This window comes from Kitasatospora sp. NPDC101183, from assembly GCF_044767945.1.
Taxonomy (GTDB): domain Bacteria; phylum Actinomycetota; class Actinomycetes; order Streptomycetales; family Streptomycetaceae; genus Kitasatospora.
Genome location: NZ_JBIWOW010000002.1, coordinates 1 through 21,658, shown reverse-complemented (window position 1 = coordinate 21,658; position 21,658 = coordinate 1). Strand labels below are relative to the sequence as shown.

Genomic DNA, 21,658 nt, shown 5'->3' with positions numbered 1-21,658 from the left:
CTCACACGCCTGCCGGTCGCACCCGGTCGTGCGGGTGCAGCGAAACTACCGGATCGCCCTGCCACTGCCCAGGGTTGTGACCGGGAGGCGACGAGATCGGCACCGATCCGGACGAGGAGTGCCCGGGCGGGGGAGATCGGGTGGAGGCGCTGCCGGTCCGCCCTCCGCCCGCGAACGCTCGCGGAATGGTCGCGAAACGCTCGCGAAACGGTCGGAACGGGAGGAAAGGGGCGCTGCGGGGCGGCGATCGCGGGCCGAATCTGACGTGTCCCGCGCAAGCGGGAAGAGTGGAGGAATTCGACCCTCGAACGAGTGGTCAGGGCGTAGTAGAGTCGCGCAGACCTGCGGCCGGGCCCCCGGCCAGGCCCGATCCGACGAACCCCCGGCCCCACCCCCACACCCCCCCACCGCCGAAGCACCGTCCACGCCGACCGGCCCGCGCCTGGCACACTCCCGACCGAGGACTCCATGCGTCTGCGCAGCAGCTCGATCCGCGCGAAGATCATCGCGCTGCTCCTGGTGCCCATCGTCGCGCTCACCGCCCTGTGGGCGTACGCGACCGTCGCCACCACCGGGGACGTCTGGAACCAGCTGGAGATCAGCCGTACGTACAAGGAGTTCGGCGGCCCCGTCGACCAGTACACCGCCGACCTGCAGAACGAGCGCCGCGCCGCCGTGCGCCGGCTGGCCGACCCCAACTCGCCCGTCGCCAAGGACGGCTTCGAGCGCGCCCGGGCCGCCACCGACCACAGCCTCGACGTGCTGCGGGACAAGAAGGACCACTCCGGCGGCCGGCTCTCCCAGGGCCAGCGCGGCCGCTACCTGCAGATCCTCGCCGCCGCCGACCAGCTCGGCCCGCTGCGCGCCCAGGTCTCCCGCGCCGCGCTCAACTGGGAGTTCGCACTCGCCCAGTACGGCGACCTCGTCAAGCCCGTCTTCGGCTTCCGCTCCGCCTTCGTCGCCCGCCAGAGCGGCCAACTCCCGCGCCAGGGCACCATCCTGATCGAGCTCATCCGCGCCCGCGAGTACCTCGCCCAGGAGGACGCGGCCATGGAGGGCCTGCGCACCAGCACCTCCCGGCCCACCGCCGAGCAGTACCAGGTCGCCATGGACGCCCTGCACAACCAGCAGGCCCTGTTCACCGTCTACGTCGCCGAACTCGACCCCGCCGACCAGGCCGACTACGTGGCCCTGCGCGGCGGCGACGCCTGGTCCGCCCTCACCCGCGCCGAAGCCGACTTCACCGGCGCCGCCGGCCCCGACCGCGTCGCCCAGGCCCTCGCCGGCGACAACTGGCGCGAGACCGCCGACCACTCCCTCGGCGACCTCGCCGCCATCAACGCCCGCATCGCCGCCGGCCTCGACGACCGCCAGCACGACGCCGCCATGTCCGCCCTGCTGCGCGGCGGCATCGCCGGAGCCGTCGGCCTGATCGCCGTCGTCCTCTCCATCGTCATCTCGCTGCGCATCGGCCGGGGACTGGCCCGTGAGCTCATCGGCCTGCGCAACGCGGCCAACGAGCTCGCCGGCGCCCGGCTGCCCTCCGTCATGCTGCGGCTGCGCAGGGGCGAGGCCGTGGACGTGGCGGCCGAGGCACCCGAACTCCACTTCGGGGACGCCGAGATCGGGCAGGTCGGCCAGGCCTTCAACGCCGTCCAGCGCGCCGCCGTCGAGGCCGCCGTCGAACAGGCCGAGCTGCGGCGCGGCGTCTCCGCCGTCTTCGTCAACCTCGCCCGGCGCAGCCAGGTGCTGCTCCACCGCCAGCTCACCCTGCTCGACACCATGGAGCGGCGCACCGAGAACCCGGCCGAGCTGGAGGACCTCTTCAAGGTCGACCACCTCACCACCCGCATGCGCCGCCACGCCGAGGGCCTGATCATCCTCGCGGGCGGCTCGCCCGGGCGCGCCTGGCGCAAGCCCGTGCGGATGGTGGACGTGGTGCGCGCGGCCGTCGGCGAGGTCGAGGACTACGCCCGGGTCACCGTGCGGCCCTTCCCCGGCACGGGGCTGCTCGGCAGCGCCGTCGCCGACGTGACGCACCTGGTGGCCGAACTCGTGGAGAACGCCGCCGTGTTCTCCCCGCCGAACACCCAGGTCACCGTCCAGGGCGAGGTGGTGGCGCACGGCTTCGCGCTGGAGATCGACGACCGGGGGCTCGGGCTGAGCGAGCAGCTGCTCGCCGAGATCAACGAACGCCTCGCCGTGGAGCAGGAGTTCGACCTGGCCGACACCGACCGGCTGGGGCTGTTCGTGGTCAGCCGGCTCGCGCGGCGGCACGGCATCCGCGTCCACCTGCGGCCCTCGCCGTTCGGGGGGACGACGGCCGTGGTGCTGATCCCGCGCGAGCTGCTCGCCGAGGCGCCGGACGGACGGGCGGAGCCGCCCGGGGCCGGCGGCGCGGCGGCGGCGCGGCGCGGGCAGCGGGACCTGGCGGTGGTGGCCGCGGCTCCCGCGGACGGGGCTGCGCGTACGGGCGGCGGTTCGGCCAACGGTGCGGGCGGCGGTGCCGGGGCCGGTGCCGGGGCCGGCGGCAGGCACCGGACGGCCGGAGGCCCCCGGCCCTCCGCGCCCGACGCCGGGCGGACGGCGGGCGGGCTGCCTCGACGGGCGGCGCGCGGGCGGGGCGGGCCGGTGCTCGTCCCCGGGCCCGGGGCGCCCTCGGACGGCGCGCCGGGGTCCTCGCTCGGGTCGGGGCGGCACCGGCGGCCGGAGGAGGCCGCGGCGGCTGACGCTGCTCCGATCGACGACGCGGCGCCCGTGTCCACGTCCACGCCCACGTCCACGCCCGTGTCCGCATCCCGGACATCGCGGACGGAGGGCGGGCTGCCCCGGCGCGTCCGGCAGGCGAACCTGGCCCCGCAGCTCAAGGAACAGCGGACGGAACGATTCCGCACCGAGGGGGACGGACCCGACGGGACGGACGGGGCCCGGGAGGCGCGCGAGCGCTCGCCGGAGGAGGCGCGGGCGACCTTCGCCTCCTTCCAGCGGGGCTTCACGCGCGGGCGCGGCACCCCGGGGCCGTCCGCCTCCGGGCCGTCCGCCTCCGGGAACGGCAGCGCGCCGGGGAGGGCCGCCTGGCCCGTACCGGCCTGGCAGCCGCCCGACCCGACCCGTCGGGCCATCAGCCCGGCGCCCGCCCCGGCCGCCCTGCCCGCCCCGGCGGACGACGCGGGCCCGCGCGCCGCGCTCGCCCGCCGGACCCCGTCCGGCCCGCCCGCCGTACCGCTGCGGCCCGGGGCCCACGGGCCGTTCACGACTCCCGCAACACCGGCGCCACCCTCAGCGCCGGATTCACCCGCACCACCCGCTCCAGCGGAAGGAACTGACTCATGACCACTTCGACGCAGCCGCCCGGCGACCTCAACTGGCTCCTGGACGACCTCGTCGGCCGTGTGGCGGCGCTGCGGCACGCGGTGATCCTCTCCAACGACGGCCTCGCCACCGGCGCCTCCCGCGGCCTGGACCGCGAGGACGCCGAGCACCTGGCCGCCGTCGCGGCGGGCTTCCACAGCCTTGCCAAGGGCGCCGGCGGGCACTTCAAGGTCGGCGGCGTCCGCCAGACCATGGTGGAGCTGGACGAGGCCTTCCTGTTCATCACGGCCGCCGGCGACGGCAGCTGTCTGGCCGTACTGAGCGAGGCCGAGGCGGACATCGGCCAGATCGCCTACGAGATGGCGCTGCTGGTCAAGCGGGTCGGCGAGCACATGGCCGCCGAGCCGCGCACCGACGCCGCGCCTCCCGGGAGGTAAGCGGTCCGATGGCGGATTCGAAGGGCGCGGCGGACGGGCCCCAGGTGCCGGTCGTCCGGGTCGTACCGGATGCACCGGGCATGCCGGGCATGCCGGGCATGCCGGAAGTACACGAGGTGCCGGAGGTGCGCGACGTACCGGAGGCACCCGGGGCGCCGGTCGTCCGGGCCGTGCGCGCGGCGCCGGACGGCCCGGCCGCCTCGGCGGTGTTCGACGACCCGGCCACCGCCGGGGAGGCGGAGGAGGACGACCCCGGGGTCGACCTCTTCCGTGCGCGCACCCCGGCGGGGGAGGCGCACTGGTTCGACGACGAGGCCGGCCCCGTCGTGCGCCTCTACTCGATGACCAGGGGCCGCACCCGGCCGGTCGAGGACGGCCTGTTCGACCTGATCTCGCTGATCACCGCCGTCGAGCCGGGCCCGGCCGCGGGGGCCGTGCCCGCCCACGTCCTCGACCCGGAGCACCAGACCATCCTGGCCTGGTGCCGCCGCGAACCGCTGTCCGTCGCCGAGCTGGGCTCGTACACCGACCTCCCGGTCAGCGTGGTGCGGGTCCTGCTCGGCGACCTCTACGACGCGGACCTCATCAGCGTCACCCGACCCGTCCCGCTCGCCGAACTGCCGGACGAGCGACTGCTGCGAGACGTGATCAATGGACTCCGTGCGCTCTGACACCGTGCGCTCCGACACCGTGCGCTCCGACTCCCCGGGCCCCGGCCGCTCCGCCGTCGCCGGCCCGCGCTGGCCGGGCGGCCCCACCGCCGCCGTGAAGATCCTCGTCGCCGGGGGCTTCGGAGCCGGCAAGACCACGCTGGTCGGCGCGGTCAGCGAGATCCGCCCGCTGCGCACGGAGGAGGAGCTGAGCGAACTCGGCCGCCCCGTCGACGACACCTCGGGCGTGGAGGCCAAGCGCACCACCACGGTCGCGATGGACTTCGGCCGGATCGACCTGCGCCCCGGCCTCGCGCTCTACCTGTTCGGCACGCCCGGGCAGGACCGGTTCTGGTTCGTCTGGGACGAGCTGGCCCGGGGCGCGCTCGGCGCGGTGGTCATCGCGGACACCCGGCGCCTGGCCGACTGCTTCCCCTCCGTGGACTTCTTCGAGCAGCGCGGCATCCCCTTCGTCGTCGCCGTCAACTGCTTCGACGGCGCCGAGCGGTTCGCCCCCGAGGAGGTGCGCGAGGCGCTCGACCTCGACCCCGCGATCCCCGTCGTGCTCTGCGACGCCCGGCGGCGCGAGGACGGCAAGGAGGTCCTGGTCACCCTGGTCGAGCACGCCGCCGCGAGCCGCCGTCGAGCACACCCCGCACAGGCCTGACCTGCGGTTGGTCGTTCGGCGTCTCATTCCAGTGTCCGAATGCCGGACGCCCGGGGCCCGGAAGGTTGCCTAGACCGCCCCGGCCGTGGAAGGCTCTGTGGACGAAGGCCGCCCCCGGTCGTGCCGTGGGGAGGGCGACGCCGTACCGGCGTGGCCGTCCGGCCTTCGACGAACCGGTGAGGCGACGCCGGCGCGCACCCGAGGCAGGGGCCCGCCGCGCGGACCGAGGGCAGGATGAAGGGGGAGGGCAGCAGGATGACCGTCGACCGACGACGCGCCACCACCGCACCCGCCTCCCGGATGTCAGCCGCCGTGGCCCCGGTGCTCACCGTCCGCCGCTACATCGACCACGCGCTGATCTGCAGCGCCTGTTGTCGCTGACCGGCCGACCCCATTCCCGCGGTACGCCCCAGGCACCGAGCCCGCTCGGCCGCCCTCCGACGTGCCGCCGATCCCGTCGACCAGGCCGTGGCGGACCGAGGCGGACCACCCGCTCCCGCGTCCGCGGCCTCCCGTAACCGGCCCCGCCTCGCGGAGAGACCACCAGTGAACAACGACTGCTCCAGACCAGCCGCCCCCGGCACCGCCGGCCGCCGACCCCGCACGCCCGGGCGGTCGGCACCCGCGATGCCCGCCGGCGACCGGCCCGGCCGCACCCGCGCCCACTGGTACGGCCGGACGAGCGGGTGCGGTCGCCGCGCCGCGGACTCCCGTCCCCTGCACGGCGGTTCGGGCCGTACGGGCCTCACGGACCTCGAGCCGTTCTGGCCCTCGCGGCAGCCGCACCTGTTCGACCAGACGTGTCCGGGCTCGCCCGGCGCGTCCCGGCACTCCGCCCGCTGACTCGGTCTCACCCCCGAGCCGGCAACGGCGCAGCCCCGGTCGACGCGCAAGACGACTCCACCCCGTCCGTCACGCGCGAAATGAGCGGTCCCATGTCTTCCTCCTCCACGGCCACCCTTCCCCTCCCCGCCGCGACCCCGCACCTGCGGGCCGTCCGGTCCTTCCCCAACTCCCTTGCGGGGCACGCCCGTCCGGCGGCCTCCCCGATTCCGCAGGCCGCCCCGGCCGGGCCCGCCGCGCCCGTCGCCCCGGCCGTGCCCGTCCCGCCGCAGGCGCTGCTCGCCGCACTGCCGGAGGGGGCGACCGTCGTGGCCGCCCTGCCGCAGGGCGTGCTGCCGCAGGGCCTGCTCGCCCAGTACGGCGGGCAGTTCGCCGGTGCGGCGGGCCAGCCGATGGTCGGGTACCTGGTGCTGGTGCCGGCGGAGAACGCGGCTCCCGCCGTGGCCTCCATCGCCTCCGTGGCGCCCGTCGCCCCGGTCGTCCCCGCGGCGCCCACCGTGCCGTCGCCGCGGCCGGTCCGTCCGGTCGGGCGGGGCATCACCGTCGACACCGAGCGGCGCAACGCCTACGTGGACGGGCGGCTGCTCGACCTGACCTACCTGGAGTTCGAGCTGCTCTCGCACCTCACCGAGCACCCGCAGCGGGTGCACACCCGGGACCACCTGGTCTCGGCGGTGTGGGGGTACGGGCACGTCGGCGACGGCCGGACGGTCGACGTGCACGTCGCCCGGCTGCGGCGCAAGCTCGGGGAGGCCTACCGCGACAGCATCGTGACGGTGCGTCGGGTCGGCTACAAGTACACCCCGGCGAGCTGACACGCGGTACCTGAACAGCTGAACGGCACCGCTACGGCGGGCCGCCCCCCGGACGCGACGTCCAACGGGCGGTCCGCCGTAGCCCGTTGGGCTTCTCGGTGCCCGGGGTCCACCGGTTGGGCCCGCTGGTCGGGCGCGTTGGTCGGGCCTGCTGGTCGGGCCTGCTGGTCGGGCTTGCCGGCCAGGTGCGTCGGTCAGGCGCGTTGGTCGGGCGGCAGCAGGAGGACGGCCAGGGCGCCGGCGCAGGCGCGGGCGTGGTGCAGGAACCCGTCCAGGCGGTCGTCGGTGAGGTGGGCCGGGGTCGAGCGGACGGCCAGCGCGAAGCGGGCCTGCCCGGCGGCGTCCAGGACGGGCACCGCGACCGTGCGCACCCCGGCGGCCGACTCGCCGTCGTTGAGGGCGTAGCCGCGATCCCGAACCTTCGCCAACTCCTCGTCCAGCAGCGCCGGTTCGGTGATCGTCCGGTCCGTGAAGGGGGTGAGGGGGCTGAGGCCCCCGAGCTCCACGGGCGCGCCCTCCTCACCCGGGCGCGGCCAGGCCAGCAGCACCTTGCCGAGCGCCGTGGAGTGCAGCGGACGGCGCAGGCCGAGGCCGGTGTCCGGGCGGACGGAGCCGCCCACCAGGATCACCGCGTGCGGGCCGCTGCGGATGGCCAGGTCGGCGGTGGCCTTGGTGCGCTCGGCGAGCCTGGCCAACTCCGGTGCGGCCAGGTGGAGTCCGCGCTGGTGGAAGGTGAGCTGGCCGAGTTCGGCGACGGCCGGTCCGAGCCGGTAGCGGGCGGTCTGCTCGTCCTGCTCCAGGAACCCGGCGCTCACCAGCGTACGGGCGAGGCGGTGCGCGGTGGACACCGAGAGGTCCATCCGGCGGGCCAGGTCCGAGGCGCTCAGGTCCGGGCCGTTGTCGTGGAAGCAGTGCAGCAGCCCGAGCGCGCGCTGGACGGCCTGCGCGCCGGCCGGCGGATTCCGGACGGCGGCGGTCGCGGCCTCGGCCATGGCACCTCGCGTTTCTTCGTTTCTTCGGTTCGGCTGACCAACTGACTAACTGACCACTGACCCACTGGCCAGCTGACCGACTGTTCGGCTGTTCAACTGTTCGGTTGTTCCACAAGGGAGTTCGGCGCGGGAGTCCGGGGGTTTCCCCTGAGGTGATCTCAGGTTAGGGCAGCGGGTGCTGCGGGATTGTGTCGGCGGAGTTGCAATGGGATGGCGTTGATGAACAACAGATCCCACCATGTGGCAAAGCCTTGCCCCGGGCTCCGCCGCCGTGGAACGCTCCTGGCATCGCCCCCGAACACCCGGTTCCGGTGGGGCCGAAACGCAGGAGGGAGAAGCACCGTGACGACGCACCGGTGTTCCCCGACCTGCGCCTGTTGTCGCTGACGCCCTTCCGCGCGCCGTCGCAGCCCCCGTGCCCCCGTGGCCGGGTGCGCCGCCGGTGAGCCCCGTCGCCCCGCTCGCTCCCACCCCCGCCCTCTTCGACTCCGCTCCCTTCCACTCCGCCTCCGCAGAGGACCACGCCCCGTGTCCAGCCGTACCAGCTCCGACCTCATCGCCCCCGACACCCTCTGGTTCACCCGCTGCCCGGTGCCCACCGCGACCGGCATCGCCGCCGACCAGGGCTGGCTCGCCGAGGAGTTCGCCGCCGACGGGATCACCGTCCGCTCCCTCCAGGACGCCCCGCCGGAGGTCGCCGCCGACCACCACTACACCCACGCCCTCACCGGCCTGTTCCGCGAGGGCGGCAACGTCCCGGCGCTGTGGGCGCGTTCGCGCGGCGAGGCGACCAGGCTGATCGGGCTCACCTGGATCGAGGAGCGCCAGGTGGTGCTCGTCCGGGCGGGCAGCGGGATCACGGAGCCCGCACAGCTGCGCGGGCTGCGGCTGGCCGTCCCACATCATGGCATCGGCATCGACTTCTGGCGGGCGATGGCCCTGGCCGGCTTCCACGGCGCCCTCGGCCGGGCCGGGCTCACCCTCGACGACGCCGTTCTGGTGGACGTCCCCGCGCCGCCCGGCGGCGGGCAGTGGGCGGGCGAGCTGGCCGCGCTGCGGGACGGCCTCGTGGACGCCGTGTACGTGAAGGGCGCGCTCGCCGTGGAGGCGGCCCGCCGGATCGGCGCGGAGGTCGCCGTGGACCTGGACGCCCTGGAGGACCGCCGGGCCCGGGTCAACAACGGCACGCCCCGGCCGGTGACGGTCCACCAGCGGCTGCTGGACGAGCGGCCCGACCTGGTGGCCCGCTTCCTGGCCGTCCTGCTGGACGCCGCCGACTGGGCGGCCGACCGGCCGGAGGAGGTGGCCCGGATCCTCCAGGCCGAGACGGGCGCGGGCGCCGAGGGCGTCGCCGGGGCCTACGCGGCCGGCGGGCACCGCACCCTCCACCTGGACCTGTCGGGGGAGCGGCTGGACCTGCTGGCGCAGCAGGAACGGTTCCTGAGGGAGTGGGGCTTCCTCGCCTCCCCGGTGGACGTCGCCACCTGGGCCGACCCCGAGCCCCTGCGCGCCGCTCGCGACCTGCTGCGTGCGCGGCGGGCAGTCTGAGACTTGCCTCCGTCCTCTCCCTGCCCCGCCCTGTCTCCTTGCCTCCCCCGACCTCCCCTGGAGTACCTCGCATGACCCCCTCCGCCTCCCGCCGCCTCGCCCTCGCCGCCACCGCGCTGCTCGCCACCACCACCCTGGCCGCCTGCGGCTCGTCCGCCGACGGCGCCAAGGCCTCCGCCGGGGGCGGCGCGGCGGCCGACGTGGTCCTGCGGCTGCCCGACCCCGGGAACAACGGCTTCCTCGCCCGGGGCAAGAAGGACGGCTCGCTCGACCAGGCCCTCGCCGCCGTCCACGCCAAGGTCGCCTGGACGGGCAGCGCAGGCCCGTTCGCCCCCGCCGCGCAGGCCCTCTCCGCCGACCAGCTGGACATCGCCCAGGGCTCGATCACCTCGGCGGTCGCCGCGCTCGCCCAGAAGCCGGGCTTCAAGCTCTTCGCCCAGACCGCGCCCGACGGCGTCGGCGAGGGGATCCTGGTCAAGAACGACTCCTCCATCAAGTCCGTCCAGGACCTGGCGGGCAAGAAGGTGGCCGTCTCCCAGGGCGGCACCAGCGAGTACCTGCTGCTCAAGGCGCTGGAGAAGAACGGCGTCCCGGCGGACAAGGTCGAGCGGGTCTACCTGCGCGCCGACCAGACCTCCGGGGTCTTCAACTCCGGCCAGGTGGACGCCTGGGCGACGTGGAACACCTTCTCCACCCCCGCCATCGCCAACGCCGGGGCCCACTTCCTCGTCAACGGCAAGGAGATCGGCTCCGACAACTACGCCGTCTGGGCGGTGCGCAACGGCTTCGCCGACAAGCACCCCGAGGTGGTGAAGGCCTTCTACGCCTACCTGCGCGACAACGGCCGGAAGGAGAAGGCCGATCCGGCCGGCTACCTCAACGTCTTCACCGACGCCGGCCCGACCGCCGTCACGCCGGCGGAGAAGGAGGTCGCGGTGAACGTCAGCCGCCAGGGCGCCGTCGCCGACGTGATCTCCGAGGCCGACACCGCGCGCTTCGGGGTCGTCGCCAGGTTCTTCGCCGACCAGAAGGTCACCAAGCAACTGGTGGACGTCAAGCCGTACCTGGTGGACGTCGACAAGCTCGGCGACGGTGCCAAGTGACCGCCGTCTCCGCCGCTTCCGCCGTCGAGGCCGCCGTGGGTGATCCCGCCGTGGGTGAGGGGGCCGTGGGTAAGGGCGCCGTGGGTAAGGGCGCCGGTACCCCGGCCGACACCGAGGCCGCGCTCGCCGCAGGCCTGGTCGCCCCGCAGGCCAGGCGCCGCCGACCCCGGCCGCGCGCGCTCGCCCTCACCCTGCGCGCCCTCGGGCCGCTGGCCCTGCTCGCCACCTGGTCCATCGCCTCCGCCACCGGCGCGCTCACCCAGGACGTACTGGCCTCGCCCGCCCAGGTCGCGGAAGCGGTGGGGGAGTTGTGGGGCAACGGCCAGCTGACCGACGCCCTCGCCGTCTCCCTCACCCGCGCCGGGATCGGCCTGTTCTTCGGCGCCTCCGTCGGCCTCGTCCTGGGCGTGGTCACCGGATTCACCCGCCTGGGCGAGGAGTTGCTGGACTCGGCGATCCAAGTCCTGCGCACCGTCCCGTTCCTGGCGCTCGTCCCGCTGTTCATGGTGTGGTTCGGCATCACCGAGACCGCCAAGATCGCCCTGATCGGCGTCGCCACCAGCTTCCCGATGTACGTCTCCGCCTCCGGCGGGGTGCGCAGCACCGACCGCAAGCTGGTCGAGGCGATGCACAGCTTCGGCCTCGGCCGCTGGGCGATCGTGCGCACCGTGGTCCTGCCCGGTGCGCTGCCCGCGCTGCTCTCCGGGCTGAGGCTGTCCATGACGCTCAGCGTGATCGCCCTGATCGCCGCCGAGGAGATCAACTCCACCGAGGGCATCGGGTACTTGATGGCCCAGGCGCAGAACTACTCGCGCACCGACGTCCTGGCCGTCTGCATCCTGATCTACGGGCTGCTCGGCCTCGCCGCGGACCTCCTCGTCCGCACCCTGGAACGCCTCCTGATGCCGTGGCGCCAGGCCGTCCAGGGAGCAGCCCGATGACCACGAGTCCCACCACCACCGAGGCCGCCCCCGCCGTCCCTGCCGTCCATCTGCGCGGCCTGCGGCGGGAGTTCGGCAGCCGGACCGTGCTCGACGGCGTCGACCTGTCCATCGCCCGCGGCGAGTTCGTCGCCCTGCTCGGCGCCAGCGGCACCGGCAAGACCACCCTGCTGCGCATCCTCGGCGCGCTCGACCAGGCGGACTCCGGCACCGTCCTCGTGCCGCCGGTGCGGACGGTGGTGTTCCAGGAGCCCCGGCTGGTGCCGTCCAAGCGGGTGCTGGCCAACGTCACCGTCGGCCTGCCGCGCGGCGCCGCCACCCGGGAGACCGGGCTCAGGGCGCTCGCCGAGGTCGGCCTGGAGAAGCACGCCGACGCCTGGCCGGCCACCCTCTCGGGCGGCGAGGCGCAGCGCGTGGCCCTGGCCAGGGCGCTCGTGCGCGAGCCCCAACTGCTGCTCCTCGACGAGCCGTTCGCCGCTCTCGACGCGCTCACCCGGCTGCGGATGCAGGACCTGGTGGGGGACCTCGTCCGCCGCCACCGCCCGGCCGTGCTGCTCGTGACCCACGACGTGGACGAGGCCGTGCGCCTCGCCGACCGCGTCGCCGTCCTGCGGGGAGGCCACCTCGTCCGCGACGAGGCGGTCGCCGTCGAACGCCCCCGGGACCCTGCCGACCCCGCCTTCGCCGCTCTGCGCACCCGCCTGCTCGCCGACCTCGGCGTCCACTGACCGTCCCGATCACCCGTCCCGATCACCCGCCCTGATCATCCGCCCCGACCACCCGTCGCACCACCGGAGTTGAACCCATGACCGTGACCCTCGGCGTCCACGCCAGCAACCCCTCCCTCTACTACCTCGCCCGACTTCCCTACCTGGACGAGGAGTTGGCGCCGCTCGGCGAGACCGGCGCGTTCCACCACTACAAGGACGGCACTCGCACCGGCGCCCTGCTCGCGGACGGCACCATCGACTTCGGCGGCACCGGTTCCACCCCGCCGATCACCGCGCAGGCGGCGGGCCACGACCTGGTGTACGCGGCCGTGTCCGCGCCCCGCCCGGACCACGGTGCCCTCCTCGTCCTGGACTCCGGCCCGGTGAAGGCGGTGGCCGACCTCAAGGGCGGCACCGTCGTCCTCGGCATCGGCTCCTGGCAGACCCACCTGCTCGCCAAGGCCCTGGACGCGCAGGGGCTCTCGTACGGCGAGGACGTCACCCCCGCCCGCCCCGAGGCCGGGGTGGACCAGGCCGCGCGGCTGCGCGACGGCGAGATCCTCGGGTGGATCGCCCAGGGTGCCGAGCTGGCCGCCGCCCGCCGCAGCGGCGGGTTCCGCGAGCTGGTCCGCACCGGCGACGTCATCACCGACCGCTCGGTGTTCTTCACCCGCCGGGACTTCGCCACCGACCGGCCGGAGGTCGTCGCCGCGATCGCCGCCGCCCTGGGCCGGGCGGACGCCTGGGCCGCCGCCCACCCGGAGGAGGCCGCCGCCGTCGCGGCCGAGGAGCTGGGCGGGGAGGCCGCCGACTGGCGGGCCGCCCTGACGGCGCTGCCCTGGCGCCTCGAGCCCGCCACCGCCGGGTTCGTCGCCGAGCAGCAGGAGGCCGCGGACATCTTCCACCGGGTCGGGTTCGTCGACCGCGCGCTGACCGTCGCCGACGCCCATCTGCCCGCCCTCGAGGGCCCGGTGGCGGCCGCGCTCGCGAAGGCGGTCTGAGCCGTGGCCTCCGAAGTCCTCTGGTACATCATCCCGCGCGAGGGCCACTACCCGTGGGAGCCGGCCGGGCGCCGGCCCGTCGACCTGCGCTACCTCCAGCAACTGGCGGGCAGCGTCGAGCGGTTGGGCTACACCGGCGCCCTGCTGGCCACCGACCTGTACGACGTGTGGAACCTCGGCAGCGCCCTCGCCTCCACCACCACCCCGGCGTTCAAGCCGCTGCTGGCCGTCCATCCGGGGCTGGTGTCGCCCACGCTGTTGGCGAAGATGGCGCTCAGCTTCGACCACCTGCACGGCGGGCGGCTGCGGTTCAACGTGGTCAACGGCTCCACCGCGCAGCTGCGCGAGTACGGCCTCGACGTGGAGCACGACGACCGCTACCGGCTGAGCGCCGAGTACTGGTCGATCGTCAAGCGCCTCACGGCGGGCGAAGTCTTCGACCACAAGGGCGAGTTCTACGATCTGAGGAACGCGGGCGCGAGCCTGCGCGATCTCACCCCGGTGCAGCCGGGCGGCATCCCGCTCTGGTTCGGCGGCAGTTCGGCGGCCGGCATCGAGATGGCGGCGCAGCACGTGGACGTCTACCTCACCTGGGGCGAGCCGCCGCACCTGCTCAAGGAGAAGCTCGACCTGGTGCGCGAGCGCGCAGCCGCCCACGGCCGGAGCCTGCGGATCGGGCTGCGGCTGCACCTGATCGTCCGGGACACGGAGGACGAGGCCTGGGCGGCCGCCGACCGGCTGCTGGACGTGACGAGCGAGGCCACGTACGCGCGGCAGCTGGGCGAGGCGAAGGGGGAGGACGGGGTCGGCTGGCAGCGGCAGTTCCGCCAGCACGGCGGCAAGGTCCCGGCCCGGGCCCGCGAGCTCGAGTCCTACCCGAACCTGTGGCCCGGGATGAGCCTGTTCCGGCCGGGCCCCGGCACGGCGGTGGTGGGCTCGACGGCGCAGGTGATCGAGCGGCTGAAGGAGTTCGAGTCCCTGGGTGTGGAAACCTTCATCCTCTCGGGGAACCCGCTGCTGGAGGAGGCGCACCGGGTTGCAGAAACGGTTCTGCCCGCCCTGGGCATCAAGCGCTGACGCAGGGTGGGCAGGCGGCGGGGCCGGGCGGGGCGGCGGCGGGCAGCGGTCGACGACCGGGCGTCGGCTGACGGAGTTCTAACCAACAGCTGCCAGCGAACAGAGTTCAGCGGACAGAATTCAGCGAACAGATGTCAGTGAACGGATAACAGATGACAACTGACAGCGAACAATCGACAGATGATGAAATCTGTCATCTGTTCGCCGCCGGTCGTCAGCTGTCCGCCGCCCCGCCCCGCCCCGGCGCCTCAGAGGCTCAGGCGGTCGATCTCCGCCAGCTCCTCCGCCGTCAGCGGCCCGCCGGCCAGCGCGTCGAGGTTCTGGTCCAGCTGCGCGACGCTGCTCGCCCCGATGATCACCGAGACCACCCGCGGGTCCCGCAGCACCCAGCACAGCGCCAGCTGCGCCAGGGTCTGCCCACGGCCCTCGGCGACCTTGTTCAGGGCGCGCAGCTGCTCCAGCTTCGCCCCGGTCAGCGCCTCCTCCCGCAGGAACTTGCCCACCGACATCCGCGAGCCGGCCGGCACCGCCCCCGAGAGGTAGCGGTCGGTCAACAGCCCCTGCGCCAGCGGGGAGTAGGCGATCAGGCTGGTCTGGGTGTCGCCCACGGCGTCCAGCACCCCCTCCTCCACCCCCCGGTTGAGGATCGAGTACACCGCCTGGTTCAGCAGCACCGGGGTGCCCATCTCCCGCAGGATCGCCACCGCCTCGCGGTGCTGCTCCGCCGGGTAGTTGGAGATCGCCGCGTACAGCGCCTTCCCCGAGCGCACGGCCTGGTCCAGCGCCCCCATCGTCTCCTCGATCGGGGTCTCCGGGTCGTACCGGTGGGAGTAGAAGACGTCGACGTAGTCGAGCCCCATCCGGCCGAGCGACTGGTCGAGGCTGGCGAGCAGGTACTTGCGGCTGCCGCCGTCCCCGTACGGGCCGGGCCACATGTCCCATCCGGCCTTGCTGGCGATGAACAGCTCGTCGCGGTACGGCCGGAAGTCCTGCGCGAACAGGTACCCGAAGTTGCGCTCCGCACTGCCGTACGGCGGGCCGTAGTTGTTGGCCAGGTCGAAGTGGGTGACGCCCCGGTCGAAGACCCGGCGCAGGACCGCGCGCTGGACGTCCAGCGGCTGGGCGTCGCCGAAGTTGTGCCAGAGCCCGAGCGAGACGGCGGGCAGCCGCACACCGCTGCGGCCGGCCTTCCGATAGGTCATCGAGGCGTAACGGTCATCCGAGGCGAGGTAGCTCATGACGGACATCCTGCCAGCCGATCCGGGAGCGATCGAGCTCTTGCACGCACCCTGGCCGGTACCTATCCTCGCGGAGGATCGTGTGCGCGCGCGGTGCGGGCGGGGCGGGCGCGGAGCGGAGGGGGCGTGATGGCGGTGCGGAGCACGGTCGCCGGCCTTCCCGCCGTACGCCTCCCCGCCCCCTGTCGTCGCGGCTGTCGTTGTCGCCGTCGCAGCACCGCTCGCTGACGCCGCCCCCGGGCCCGTCCGTCCGCGATCATCTCTCCCCGGTGCTGCCCGCCCCCCCGGCCGGCCCCTGCCGGCGCGCTCCGGGGCGATGCGCAGTCACCTCAACTCCCCGCCCCCGCCCGCGAGTCGGGCGGCGGCACCCCCGTCGAGCGCCCACAGAAGGAGACCGTCGTGCGCTTCCTCGTCTCGTCCCTCGTGTCCAACGGCCCCGATCCCGTGACCGGGGCCCGGCACAGCCCGCAGGAGAAGCTGGCCAACGTCGTCGAACAGGCCGTCGTCGCGGAGCGGCTCGGCTACGACGGCTACGGCGTGGGGGAGCGCCACGGCGAGCCGTTCCTCTCCCCGGCGCCGCCCGTGCTGCTCGGCGCCATCGCCGCGCGCACCAGCACCATCCGGCTGTTCACCACAGTGACGGTGCTCAGCATCCTGGACCCCGTCCGGGTCGCCGAGGACTACGCCATGCTCGACCAACTCTCAGGCGGACGCGTCGAGTTGATCATCGGCAAGGGCAATGACCCGCGCCACTTCGGCCTGTTCGGCCTCCCGGAGGAGCGCCAGTGGGACGCCCTCGCCGAGAACTACGCCCTGCTGCGCCGCCTCTGGAGCGAGGAGAACGTGACCTGGCAGGGCTCGACCCGCCCGCCGCTCACGGACGCCACCGTCTCGCCGCGCCCGCTCCAGCGGCCGATCCCCGTCTGGCACGGCAGCGCGACCAGCACGCAGTCCACCGACCTCGCCGCCCGCCACGGCGACCCGCTGTTCTCCGCCAACTCCTTTCACCCGCTGGCGAAGTACCGCTCCCTGGTGGAGCACTACCGCGAGCGCTGGGAGCACTACGGCCACGACCCGAAGCAGGCCCGGGTGGGCTCCAGCTTCGGCGGGCTGTTCCTCGCCCGCCGCTCCCAGGACGCCGTCGAGGGCTTCCGCCCGTACTGGGACGCGCTGGTCAACTCGGCCGCCGGCAAGCACAACAACTCGCCGTTCACCTCGCTGGAGGACGCGCTGGAGCGAGGCTCCGCCCTGGTCGGCAGCCCGCAGCAGGTGATCGAGAAGCTCCACCGCTACCATGAGGCCTTCGGCAACGAGGTCGTCGGTATCGGCGTGGACGGCCTGACCGAGTCCGCGCAGTGGGAGCAGCTGGAGCTGTTCGCGAGCGAGGTCGCCCCGGTGATCCGGCGCGAACTGCCGTGACCGCGGCCTGAGTTCGACGCCGGCCCGCCACTGCGGTCCGCGCGCCTCACGGACCGTCACCGGAGCCACCGAGCGTGACGTGACGCGCGCCACCCGGAGTGGCGGAATGCGGGCTCCCGGTGCGGGGGATGACGAACGGTCGAGGGGCCGTGGCCGCCGGGGGGCGGCGCACGGCCCTCAGGTCTCCGGATTCGTACTGGCGCTCTGTACCTACTGGTATGTACAGTGGCTCGCGTGACCACACAGGACCGTCTCATCGAGAGCACCCAGGCCCTCCTCTGGGAACGCGGCTACGTCGGCACCAGCCCCAAGGCCATCCAGCAGGCCTCCGGCGTCGGCCAGGGCAGCATGTACCACCACTTCACCGGCAAGCCCGACCTCGCCGCCGCCGCCCTGCGCCGCAGCGCCGACCAGATGCGCGCGATCGCCGAGGCCGACCTCGCCGCCCCCGGCAGCGCCCACGACCGCATCGCCGCCTACCTGCTCCGCGACCGCGACGTGCTGCGCGGCTGCCGCATGGGCCGGATGGCGCAGGACCCGGACGTCGTCGCCGACCCGCAGCTGCGCGCCCCCGTCGAGGAGACCTTCGACTGGCTGCGCGGACGCATCGCCGAGCTGGTCGCCGAGGGCCAGGCGGCGGGCGAGTTCGCCGCAGGCCTCGACCCGGCCGACACCGCCGCCGCCGTGGTCGCCGTCGTCCAGGGCGGCTACGTCCTCGCCCGCGCCGCCGACAGCCCGGAGCCCTTCGACCAGGCGGTGCGGGGCGCGCTCGGACTGCTCGCCGCCCACCGCACCGACCCGGACCGCCCGTAAGCGCCGCGCCCGGCGACCGGCCCTCGGCAAGCACTCGACCAGCACTCGACCGGCTCCGTGACCAGGGAGAACCCGCCGTGCACGCGATGCAGTACGAGATCACCCTCCCCGCCGACTACGACATGGGGATCATCCGCAGGCGCGTCGCCGAACGCGGCCACCTGCTCGACGACCACCCGGGTCTCGGCCTCAAGGCGTACCTGGTCCGCGAGCGCGGCCGTGACGGCTCGCCCGTCAACCAGTACGCGCCGTTCTACCTGTGGCGCACGGCCGAGGGGATGAACGGCTTCCTCTGGGGCCCCGGCTTCCGCGGCCTCAGCGCCGACTTCGGGCGCCCCGCCGTCCGCCACTGGCTCGGCGCGGGACTCGCGCACGGCAGGGGTGGCGAGGATGCGGCGAACAACGAACAGAATCTGAACGATGTTCGCCGACCGGTGACCGGCCACCAGCCGAACCCCGCGCCGACCCCCACCACCGCCACCCTCGACACCGTCCGCCTCCCCGGGACCGCCGACCCCGCCGGGGCCGTCGAACGGGCCCTCGCCGAACTCCCCGCCGCGCACCCGGCCCTGCACACCGCGGCCGTCGCCGTCGACCCGAGCCGCTGGGAACTGCTCCGGTTCGCCCTCTGGAACGGCCCCGCCCCCGAGGACGCCCCCGGCACCCGCTACGAGGTGCTCCACCTCTCCCGCCCCGAACTGACCCGGCTGCCCGCCGGCCGCCACTGGTGAAAGGACCCGCCCCCGCCATGACCCCCGACCTCGCCCCCGCCGACCTGACCCGGGCCCCGCTCGACCGCTCCGCCGGCTACGCCACGCTCGCCGACTACGCCGGCCCGCACGCCTCCCGCACCCTCGGCGGCCTCGACGCCATCGCCCCCGGCTTCCCCGACTGGATCGTCACCGCCCTCTTCGGCGGCACCTACCAGCGCCCCGGCCTCGCCCCGCGCGACCGCCAGATCGCCAACCTGGCCGCCCTCACCGCCCTCGGCGGCGTCGAGCCCCAGCTCGCCGACCACGTGCGCAACAGCCTGCGGATCGGCCTGAGCCGCGAGGAGATCACCGAGGTCATCGTCCACCTCGCCCCGTACGTGGGCGTCCCCAAGACCCTCGCCGGACTCCGCGTCGCCACCGCCACCTTCGCGGAAGCCGAGCCCGAGGCCGAGCCCGCGCCTGAGGCCGAGCCCGAGCCCGAGTTCGAGTCCGAGCCCGAGGCGGAGCCCGTCGGAGAGCAGGCCCAGGCATGACCCCCACCACCCCCACCACCCCCACCACCCCCACCATCCGCACCGTCCTCGGCGACATAGCCCCCGCCGACCTCGGCCCCACCGACTCCCACGACCACCTCTTCATCCGCACCCCCCTCCTCCCCGGCGAGGAACTCGACGACCCGGCCGCCGCCACCGACACCCTGCGCGCCTTCGCCGCCGCCGGAGGCCGCGCCCTCGTCCAGTGGACCCCGTACGGCATGGGCCGCGGCGCCGCCCACCTCGCCGCCCTCTCCCGCGCCACCGGTGTCCACCTCCTCGCCGCCACCGGCACCCACCAGGCCGTCCACCACGGCGCGCACCCCACCCCGTACGGCACCCCGTACGAGGACCTCGCCGCGCGCTTCGTCGCCGACCTCACCACCGGGCTGCCCGGCGCGCCCGAGGGCGTCCGCGCCGGCCTGATCAAGATCGCGGACGACCCCGGGCCCGCCACCGACCACGCCCGCCGGGTCCGCGCGGCGGCGGCCGAGGCGCACCACGCCACCGGCGCCCCGATCGCCGTCCACCTCGAAGCCGCCGGCGACCCGTACGAGGTCCTCGCCGACCTGCGCGACCGCCACGGAGTCCCGCCCGACCGCATCGTCCTCGGCCACCTCACCCGGTTCACGGACCGCCCGCCGCACCGCGCCCTCGCCGCCGAGGGCGTCCGCCTCGCCCTCGACAGTCCCTCCCGGCCCGGCCACCGGGCCGACCTCCAGGCCTTCGACCTCATCGCCGACCTCGTCGACGCCGGCCACGCCGACCGCCTCCTCCTCGGCGCCGACACCACCACCCGCACCGCCCGCCGCCTCGGCGGCCCCGCCCGCCTGCTCACCGACCTCGCCCCGCGCCTGGCCCTCACCTTCGGCCCCGACCTGCCCCACCGCCTGCTCACCGCCAACCCGGCCGCCGCCTTCGCCGCCGACTGGCGCAGGCCGTAGGGGCCGGGGCCCGCCCGGTCCGCCTCCTGTGGCCGCCCGCCGCCACCCGGGTTTCAATCCGAGTAGCCCTGCCGGCCCCAGAGAGGCGGATCCGACGATGCCCCAGCGCCCCCACCCCTGGCTCGCCCCCGCCCGCCTCGCCGTCGCCGCGTTCGCGGCCGTCGCCCTCTGCTTCTCCGGCTACCACGCCGCCACCGACAGCACCGGCGTCGTCAACTACTTCAGCTACTTCACCAACCTGAGCAACCTCGCCGCGATCGCCGTCCTCGGCTACGGCGGCTGGGCCGGTCTCACCGGCCGCAGCCCCGTCCCGGGCGCGGTGCGCGGCGCGGTGGTGCTCTACCTGGCGATCACCGGGCTGGTGTACGGCACGCTGCTGCTCACGTACCCGGACCTCCAGGTCATCCCGTGGGTCAACGACGTGGTCCACCGGGCGATGCCGCTGGTCCTGCTCGCGGACTGGCTGATCGACCCGCCGCAGCGGCGCGTCCGCCCCGCGGCGGTCCTCGGCTGGCTGGCGTTCCCGCTCCTCTACCTCGTGTACAGCCTGCTGCGCGGCCACGCCGTCGACTGGTACCCGTACCCCTTCCTCGACCCGGCCCTCCACGGCGGCTACCGGCGCGTCGCCGGGGCCTGCGTCCTGCTGGCGGCGGCGTTCCTGCTGATCGGCGGCGCCGTCGCGGCCGTCGGCAACGCGTTCGCGGCGCGGCGCCGTACGCACGGCGAGGCCGTCGTCCGGCGGCGGCACGCCCGCGCGTAGCCTGGCGGCCGTGACGGACCTGCGCACACTCACTCCCGCCGACCACCGCCTCTGGCACGACCTGCGCCTCGCCGCCCTCACCGACGCGCCCCACGCCTTCAAGGCCGGCCTCGCCGACTGGCACACCGGCGGCGCGGAGCGCTGGCGCGCCCGCCTCGACGACCCGCACTCCCACCAGGTGGCGGCCCTCCTCGACGGCACCCCGGCCGGCCTCGCCGCCGGCATGCCGGGCCCGGCCCCGCACATCCGCGAACTGCGCTCCCTCTGGATCGCCCCGCCGGCCCGGGGCCGAGGCGTCGCCGACGCCCTCATCACCGAGATCGCACGCTGGTCCCGCACCCAGCACGCCACCACCCTCCACCTCGCCGCCCTCCCCACCAACACTCCGGCCCTCGCGCTCTACCACCGCCACGGCTTCACTCTCCTCACCGACTACGGCGCCGAACTCACCCTCGCCAAGCCCCTCCTCTGAAGCCGCCCCCCACGGGATGCCTGCTGCCCCGGCCGTGCGCGCGGACGGGGAGAACTCGGCGGCGATCCGGCGCGCCGGGCCGACCCCTCTTCTGAAGCCCCGCCCCGATGCCCGCACGCTCTGCCTCTGTGGCGCGCGGACGCCATCGTGCTGTTCTGTTCGACTCGCTGACGAGCACGGACCTCGACTCCGTGCCGGTCACCCCCTTCCCAGAAGCGGGCCTCGGCCGACTTGCTGTCGCGCCTGGAACGGCCTGCGGACTCGGGCGTGACCGGGTCGACGGCCGACGAGATTGCCGCGGCTCGGCAGGAGGTCGCCCGGGAGACGGGCGGGTAGTTCAGCGGTGCTGGGTGCGGTAGGAGTCGCCGGTGAGGGTGAGGGCCTCGGCGTGGTGGTCCAGGCGGTCGATCATCGCGGCCGCGACGACGTCGGCGGAGAAGGTCTCCCCCCAGCGCCCGAAGGGCCGACGCAACAGGTACGGGCCGTTCGCGGCGGCGAACTCGGCCTGGTTGCCTCCGGCCAGGGCAGTGGATGTGAGGCCGCCGCCCCGGCTCGTCGGGCCCAAGGCACCCCACGCCGTGGGGGGGGGGCCCCCCCCGCCCCCCCCCCGCCCCCCCCGCCGGCCCCCGGCCCCCCCCCCGGCCCGGGGTGGTGGTGTGCAATGTGCCAA

At 74.8% G+C, this 21,658-nt stretch carries 22 protein-coding genes; 19 read left to right on the top strand and 3 right to left on the bottom strand.

Going from position 1 to position 21,658, the window contains the following annotated elements; all coding sequences use genetic code 11:
• Positions 1 to 468: 468 nt before the first annotated feature.
• From ACIRRS_RS02245 to ACIRRS_RS02220, 6 genes are all read left to right on the top strand, one after another.
• The gene (locus tag ACIRRS_RS02245) at positions 469 to 3,333 is read left to right on the top strand and encodes a nitrate- and nitrite sensing domain-containing protein (RefSeq protein WP_402963622.1); all 2,865 of its coding nucleotides are present in this window, start codon (positions 469 to 471) and stop codon (positions 3,331 to 3,333) included.
• The gene (locus ACIRRS_RS02240; RefSeq protein ID WP_402963619.1) at positions 3,330 to 3,749 is read left to right on the top strand and encodes a roadblock/LC7 domain-containing protein; all 420 of its coding nucleotides are present in this window, start codon (positions 3,330 to 3,332) and stop codon (positions 3,747 to 3,749) included. The genes ACIRRS_RS02245 and ACIRRS_RS02240 overlap by 4 nt, the downstream gene beginning before the upstream one ends.
• Before the next feature lie 8 nt (positions 3,750 to 3,757).
• Positions 3,758 to 4,420: a DUF742 domain-containing protein gene (locus tag ACIRRS_RS02235; protein WP_402963616.1), complete on the top strand. Its 663-nt coding sequence runs from the start codon at positions 3,758 to 3,760 to the stop codon at positions 4,418 to 4,420.
• A gap of 94 nt (positions 4,421 to 4,514) precedes the next feature.
• Positions 4,515 to 5,066: a GTP-binding protein gene (locus tag ACIRRS_RS02230; protein WP_402964647.1), complete on the top strand. Its 552-nt coding sequence runs from the start codon at positions 4,515 to 4,517 to the stop codon at positions 5,064 to 5,066.
• A gap of 255 nt (positions 5,067 to 5,321) precedes the next feature.
• Entirely contained in the window at positions 5,322 to 5,447 is a 126-nt protein-coding gene (locus tag ACIRRS_RS02225; protein ID WP_402963613.1) for a hypothetical protein, read from the top strand.
• A gap of 554 nt (positions 5,448 to 6,001) precedes the next feature.
• Positions 6,002 to 6,724 carry a winged helix-turn-helix domain-containing protein gene (locus tag ACIRRS_RS02220; RefSeq protein ID WP_402963610.1) on the top strand — a complete coding sequence of 241 codons (723 nt, stop codon included), beginning with the start codon at positions 6,002 to 6,004 and terminating at the stop codon, positions 6,722 to 6,724.
• 194 nt (positions 6,725 to 6,918) lie between these two features.
• Here ACIRRS_RS02220 and ACIRRS_RS02215 read toward each other — a convergent pair whose 3' ends face one another.
• Positions 6,919 to 7,716 (bottom strand): IclR family transcriptional regulator, encoded by a 798-nt coding sequence (locus ACIRRS_RS02215; protein ID WP_402963607.1) that lies wholly within the window; start codon positions 7,714 to 7,716, stop codon positions 6,919 to 6,921.
• A gap of 528 nt (positions 7,717 to 8,244) precedes the next feature.
• On the opposite strand from ACIRRS_RS02215, the gene ACIRRS_RS02210 reads away from it, so the two are divergent.
• The 6 genes from ACIRRS_RS02210 (at position 8,245) to ACIRRS_RS02185 (ending at position 14,096) form a co-directional block, all read left to right on the top strand.
• Positions 8,245 to 9,264 carry an ABC transporter substrate-binding protein gene (locus tag ACIRRS_RS02210; RefSeq protein ID WP_402963604.1) on the top strand — a complete coding sequence of 340 codons (1,020 nt, stop codon included), beginning with the start codon at positions 8,245 to 8,247 and terminating at the stop codon, positions 9,262 to 9,264.
• Between the two features lie 71 nt (positions 9,265 to 9,335).
• Positions 9,336 to 10,367 (top strand): NrtA/SsuA/CpmA family ABC transporter substrate-binding protein, encoded by a 1,032-nt coding sequence (locus ACIRRS_RS02205; RefSeq protein ID WP_402963601.1) that lies wholly within the window; start codon positions 9,336 to 9,338, stop codon positions 10,365 to 10,367.
• Positions 10,368 to 10,501: 134 nt separating this feature from the next.
• Positions 10,502 to 11,308 carry an ABC transporter permease gene (locus tag ACIRRS_RS02200; protein ID WP_402964644.1) on the top strand — a complete coding sequence of 269 codons (807 nt, stop codon included), beginning with the start codon at positions 10,502 to 10,504 and terminating at the stop codon, positions 11,306 to 11,308.
• Positions 11,305 to 12,036 (top strand): ABC transporter ATP-binding protein, encoded by a 732-nt coding sequence (locus ACIRRS_RS02195; RefSeq protein ID WP_402963599.1) that lies wholly within the window; start codon positions 11,305 to 11,307, stop codon positions 12,034 to 12,036. The genes ACIRRS_RS02200 and ACIRRS_RS02195 overlap by 4 nt, the downstream gene beginning before the upstream one ends.
• A 77-nt stretch (positions 12,037 to 12,113) precedes the next feature.
• Positions 12,114 to 13,019, top strand: coding sequence for an ABC transporter substrate-binding protein (locus tag ACIRRS_RS02190; protein ID WP_402963596.1), 906 nt, complete (start codon positions 12,114 to 12,116; stop codon positions 13,017 to 13,019).
• A 3-nt stretch (positions 13,020 to 13,022) separates the two neighbouring features.
• The gene (locus ACIRRS_RS02185; RefSeq protein ID WP_402963593.1) at positions 13,023 to 14,096 is read left to right on the top strand and encodes an LLM class flavin-dependent oxidoreductase; all 1,074 of its coding nucleotides are present in this window, start codon (positions 13,023 to 13,025) and stop codon (positions 14,094 to 14,096) included.
• 248 nt (positions 14,097 to 14,344) lie between these two features.
• Here ACIRRS_RS02185 and ACIRRS_RS02180 read toward each other — a convergent pair whose 3' ends face one another.
• On the bottom strand, positions 14,345 to 15,334 hold the full coding sequence (locus tag ACIRRS_RS02180; RefSeq protein ID WP_402963590.1) for an aldo/keto reductase: 990 nt from the start codon (positions 15,332 to 15,334) through the stop codon (positions 14,345 to 14,347).
• Positions 15,335 to 15,733: 399 nt separating this feature from the next.
• On the opposite strand from ACIRRS_RS02180, the gene ACIRRS_RS02175 reads away from it, so the two are divergent.
• From ACIRRS_RS02175 to ACIRRS_RS02145, 7 genes are all read left to right on the top strand, one after another.
• Positions 15,734 to 16,753, top strand: coding sequence for an LLM class flavin-dependent oxidoreductase (locus ACIRRS_RS02175; RefSeq protein WP_402963587.1), 1,020 nt, complete (start codon positions 15,734 to 15,736; stop codon positions 16,751 to 16,753).
• A 234-nt stretch (positions 16,754 to 16,987) separates the two neighbouring features.
• The gene (locus ACIRRS_RS02170) at positions 16,988 to 17,566 is read left to right on the top strand and encodes a TetR/AcrR family transcriptional regulator (protein WP_402963584.1); all 579 of its coding nucleotides are present in this window, start codon (positions 16,988 to 16,990) and stop codon (positions 17,564 to 17,566) included.
• Positions 17,567 to 17,643: 77 nt separating this feature from the next.
• Complete coding sequence (locus ACIRRS_RS02165; RefSeq protein ID WP_402963581.1) at positions 17,644 to 18,297, top strand: DUF4865 family protein; 654 nt, start codon at positions 17,644 to 17,646, stop codon at positions 18,295 to 18,297.
• A gap of 17 nt (positions 18,298 to 18,314) precedes the next feature.
• Positions 18,315 to 18,812 (top strand): carboxymuconolactone decarboxylase family protein, encoded by a 498-nt coding sequence (locus ACIRRS_RS02160; RefSeq protein WP_402963578.1) that lies wholly within the window; start codon positions 18,315 to 18,317, stop codon positions 18,810 to 18,812.
• Positions 18,809 to 19,756, top strand: coding sequence for a phosphotriesterase (locus ACIRRS_RS02155; RefSeq protein WP_402963575.1), 948 nt, complete (start codon positions 18,809 to 18,811; stop codon positions 19,754 to 19,756). Before ACIRRS_RS02160 ends, ACIRRS_RS02155 begins: the two co-directional genes overlap by 4 nt.
• Before the next feature lie 97 nt (positions 19,757 to 19,853).
• The gene (locus ACIRRS_RS02150) at positions 19,854 to 20,516 is read left to right on the top strand and encodes a Pr6Pr family membrane protein (protein WP_402963572.1); all 663 of its coding nucleotides are present in this window, start codon (positions 19,854 to 19,856) and stop codon (positions 20,514 to 20,516) included.
• Between the two features lie 10 nt (positions 20,517 to 20,526).
• A complete protein-coding gene (locus ACIRRS_RS02145; protein ID WP_402963569.1) occupies positions 20,527 to 20,988 on the top strand; it encodes a GNAT family N-acetyltransferase in 462 nt (153 codons plus the stop codon).
• Between the two features lie 337 nt (positions 20,989 to 21,325).
• Here the strand turns inward: ACIRRS_RS02145 and ACIRRS_RS02140 are convergent, their stop codons facing one another.
• Positions 21,326 to 21,553, bottom strand: coding sequence for an ATP-binding protein (locus tag ACIRRS_RS02140; RefSeq protein WP_402963566.1), 228 nt, complete (start codon positions 21,551 to 21,553; stop codon positions 21,326 to 21,328).
• Positions 21,554 to 21,658 lie beyond the last annotated feature (105 nt).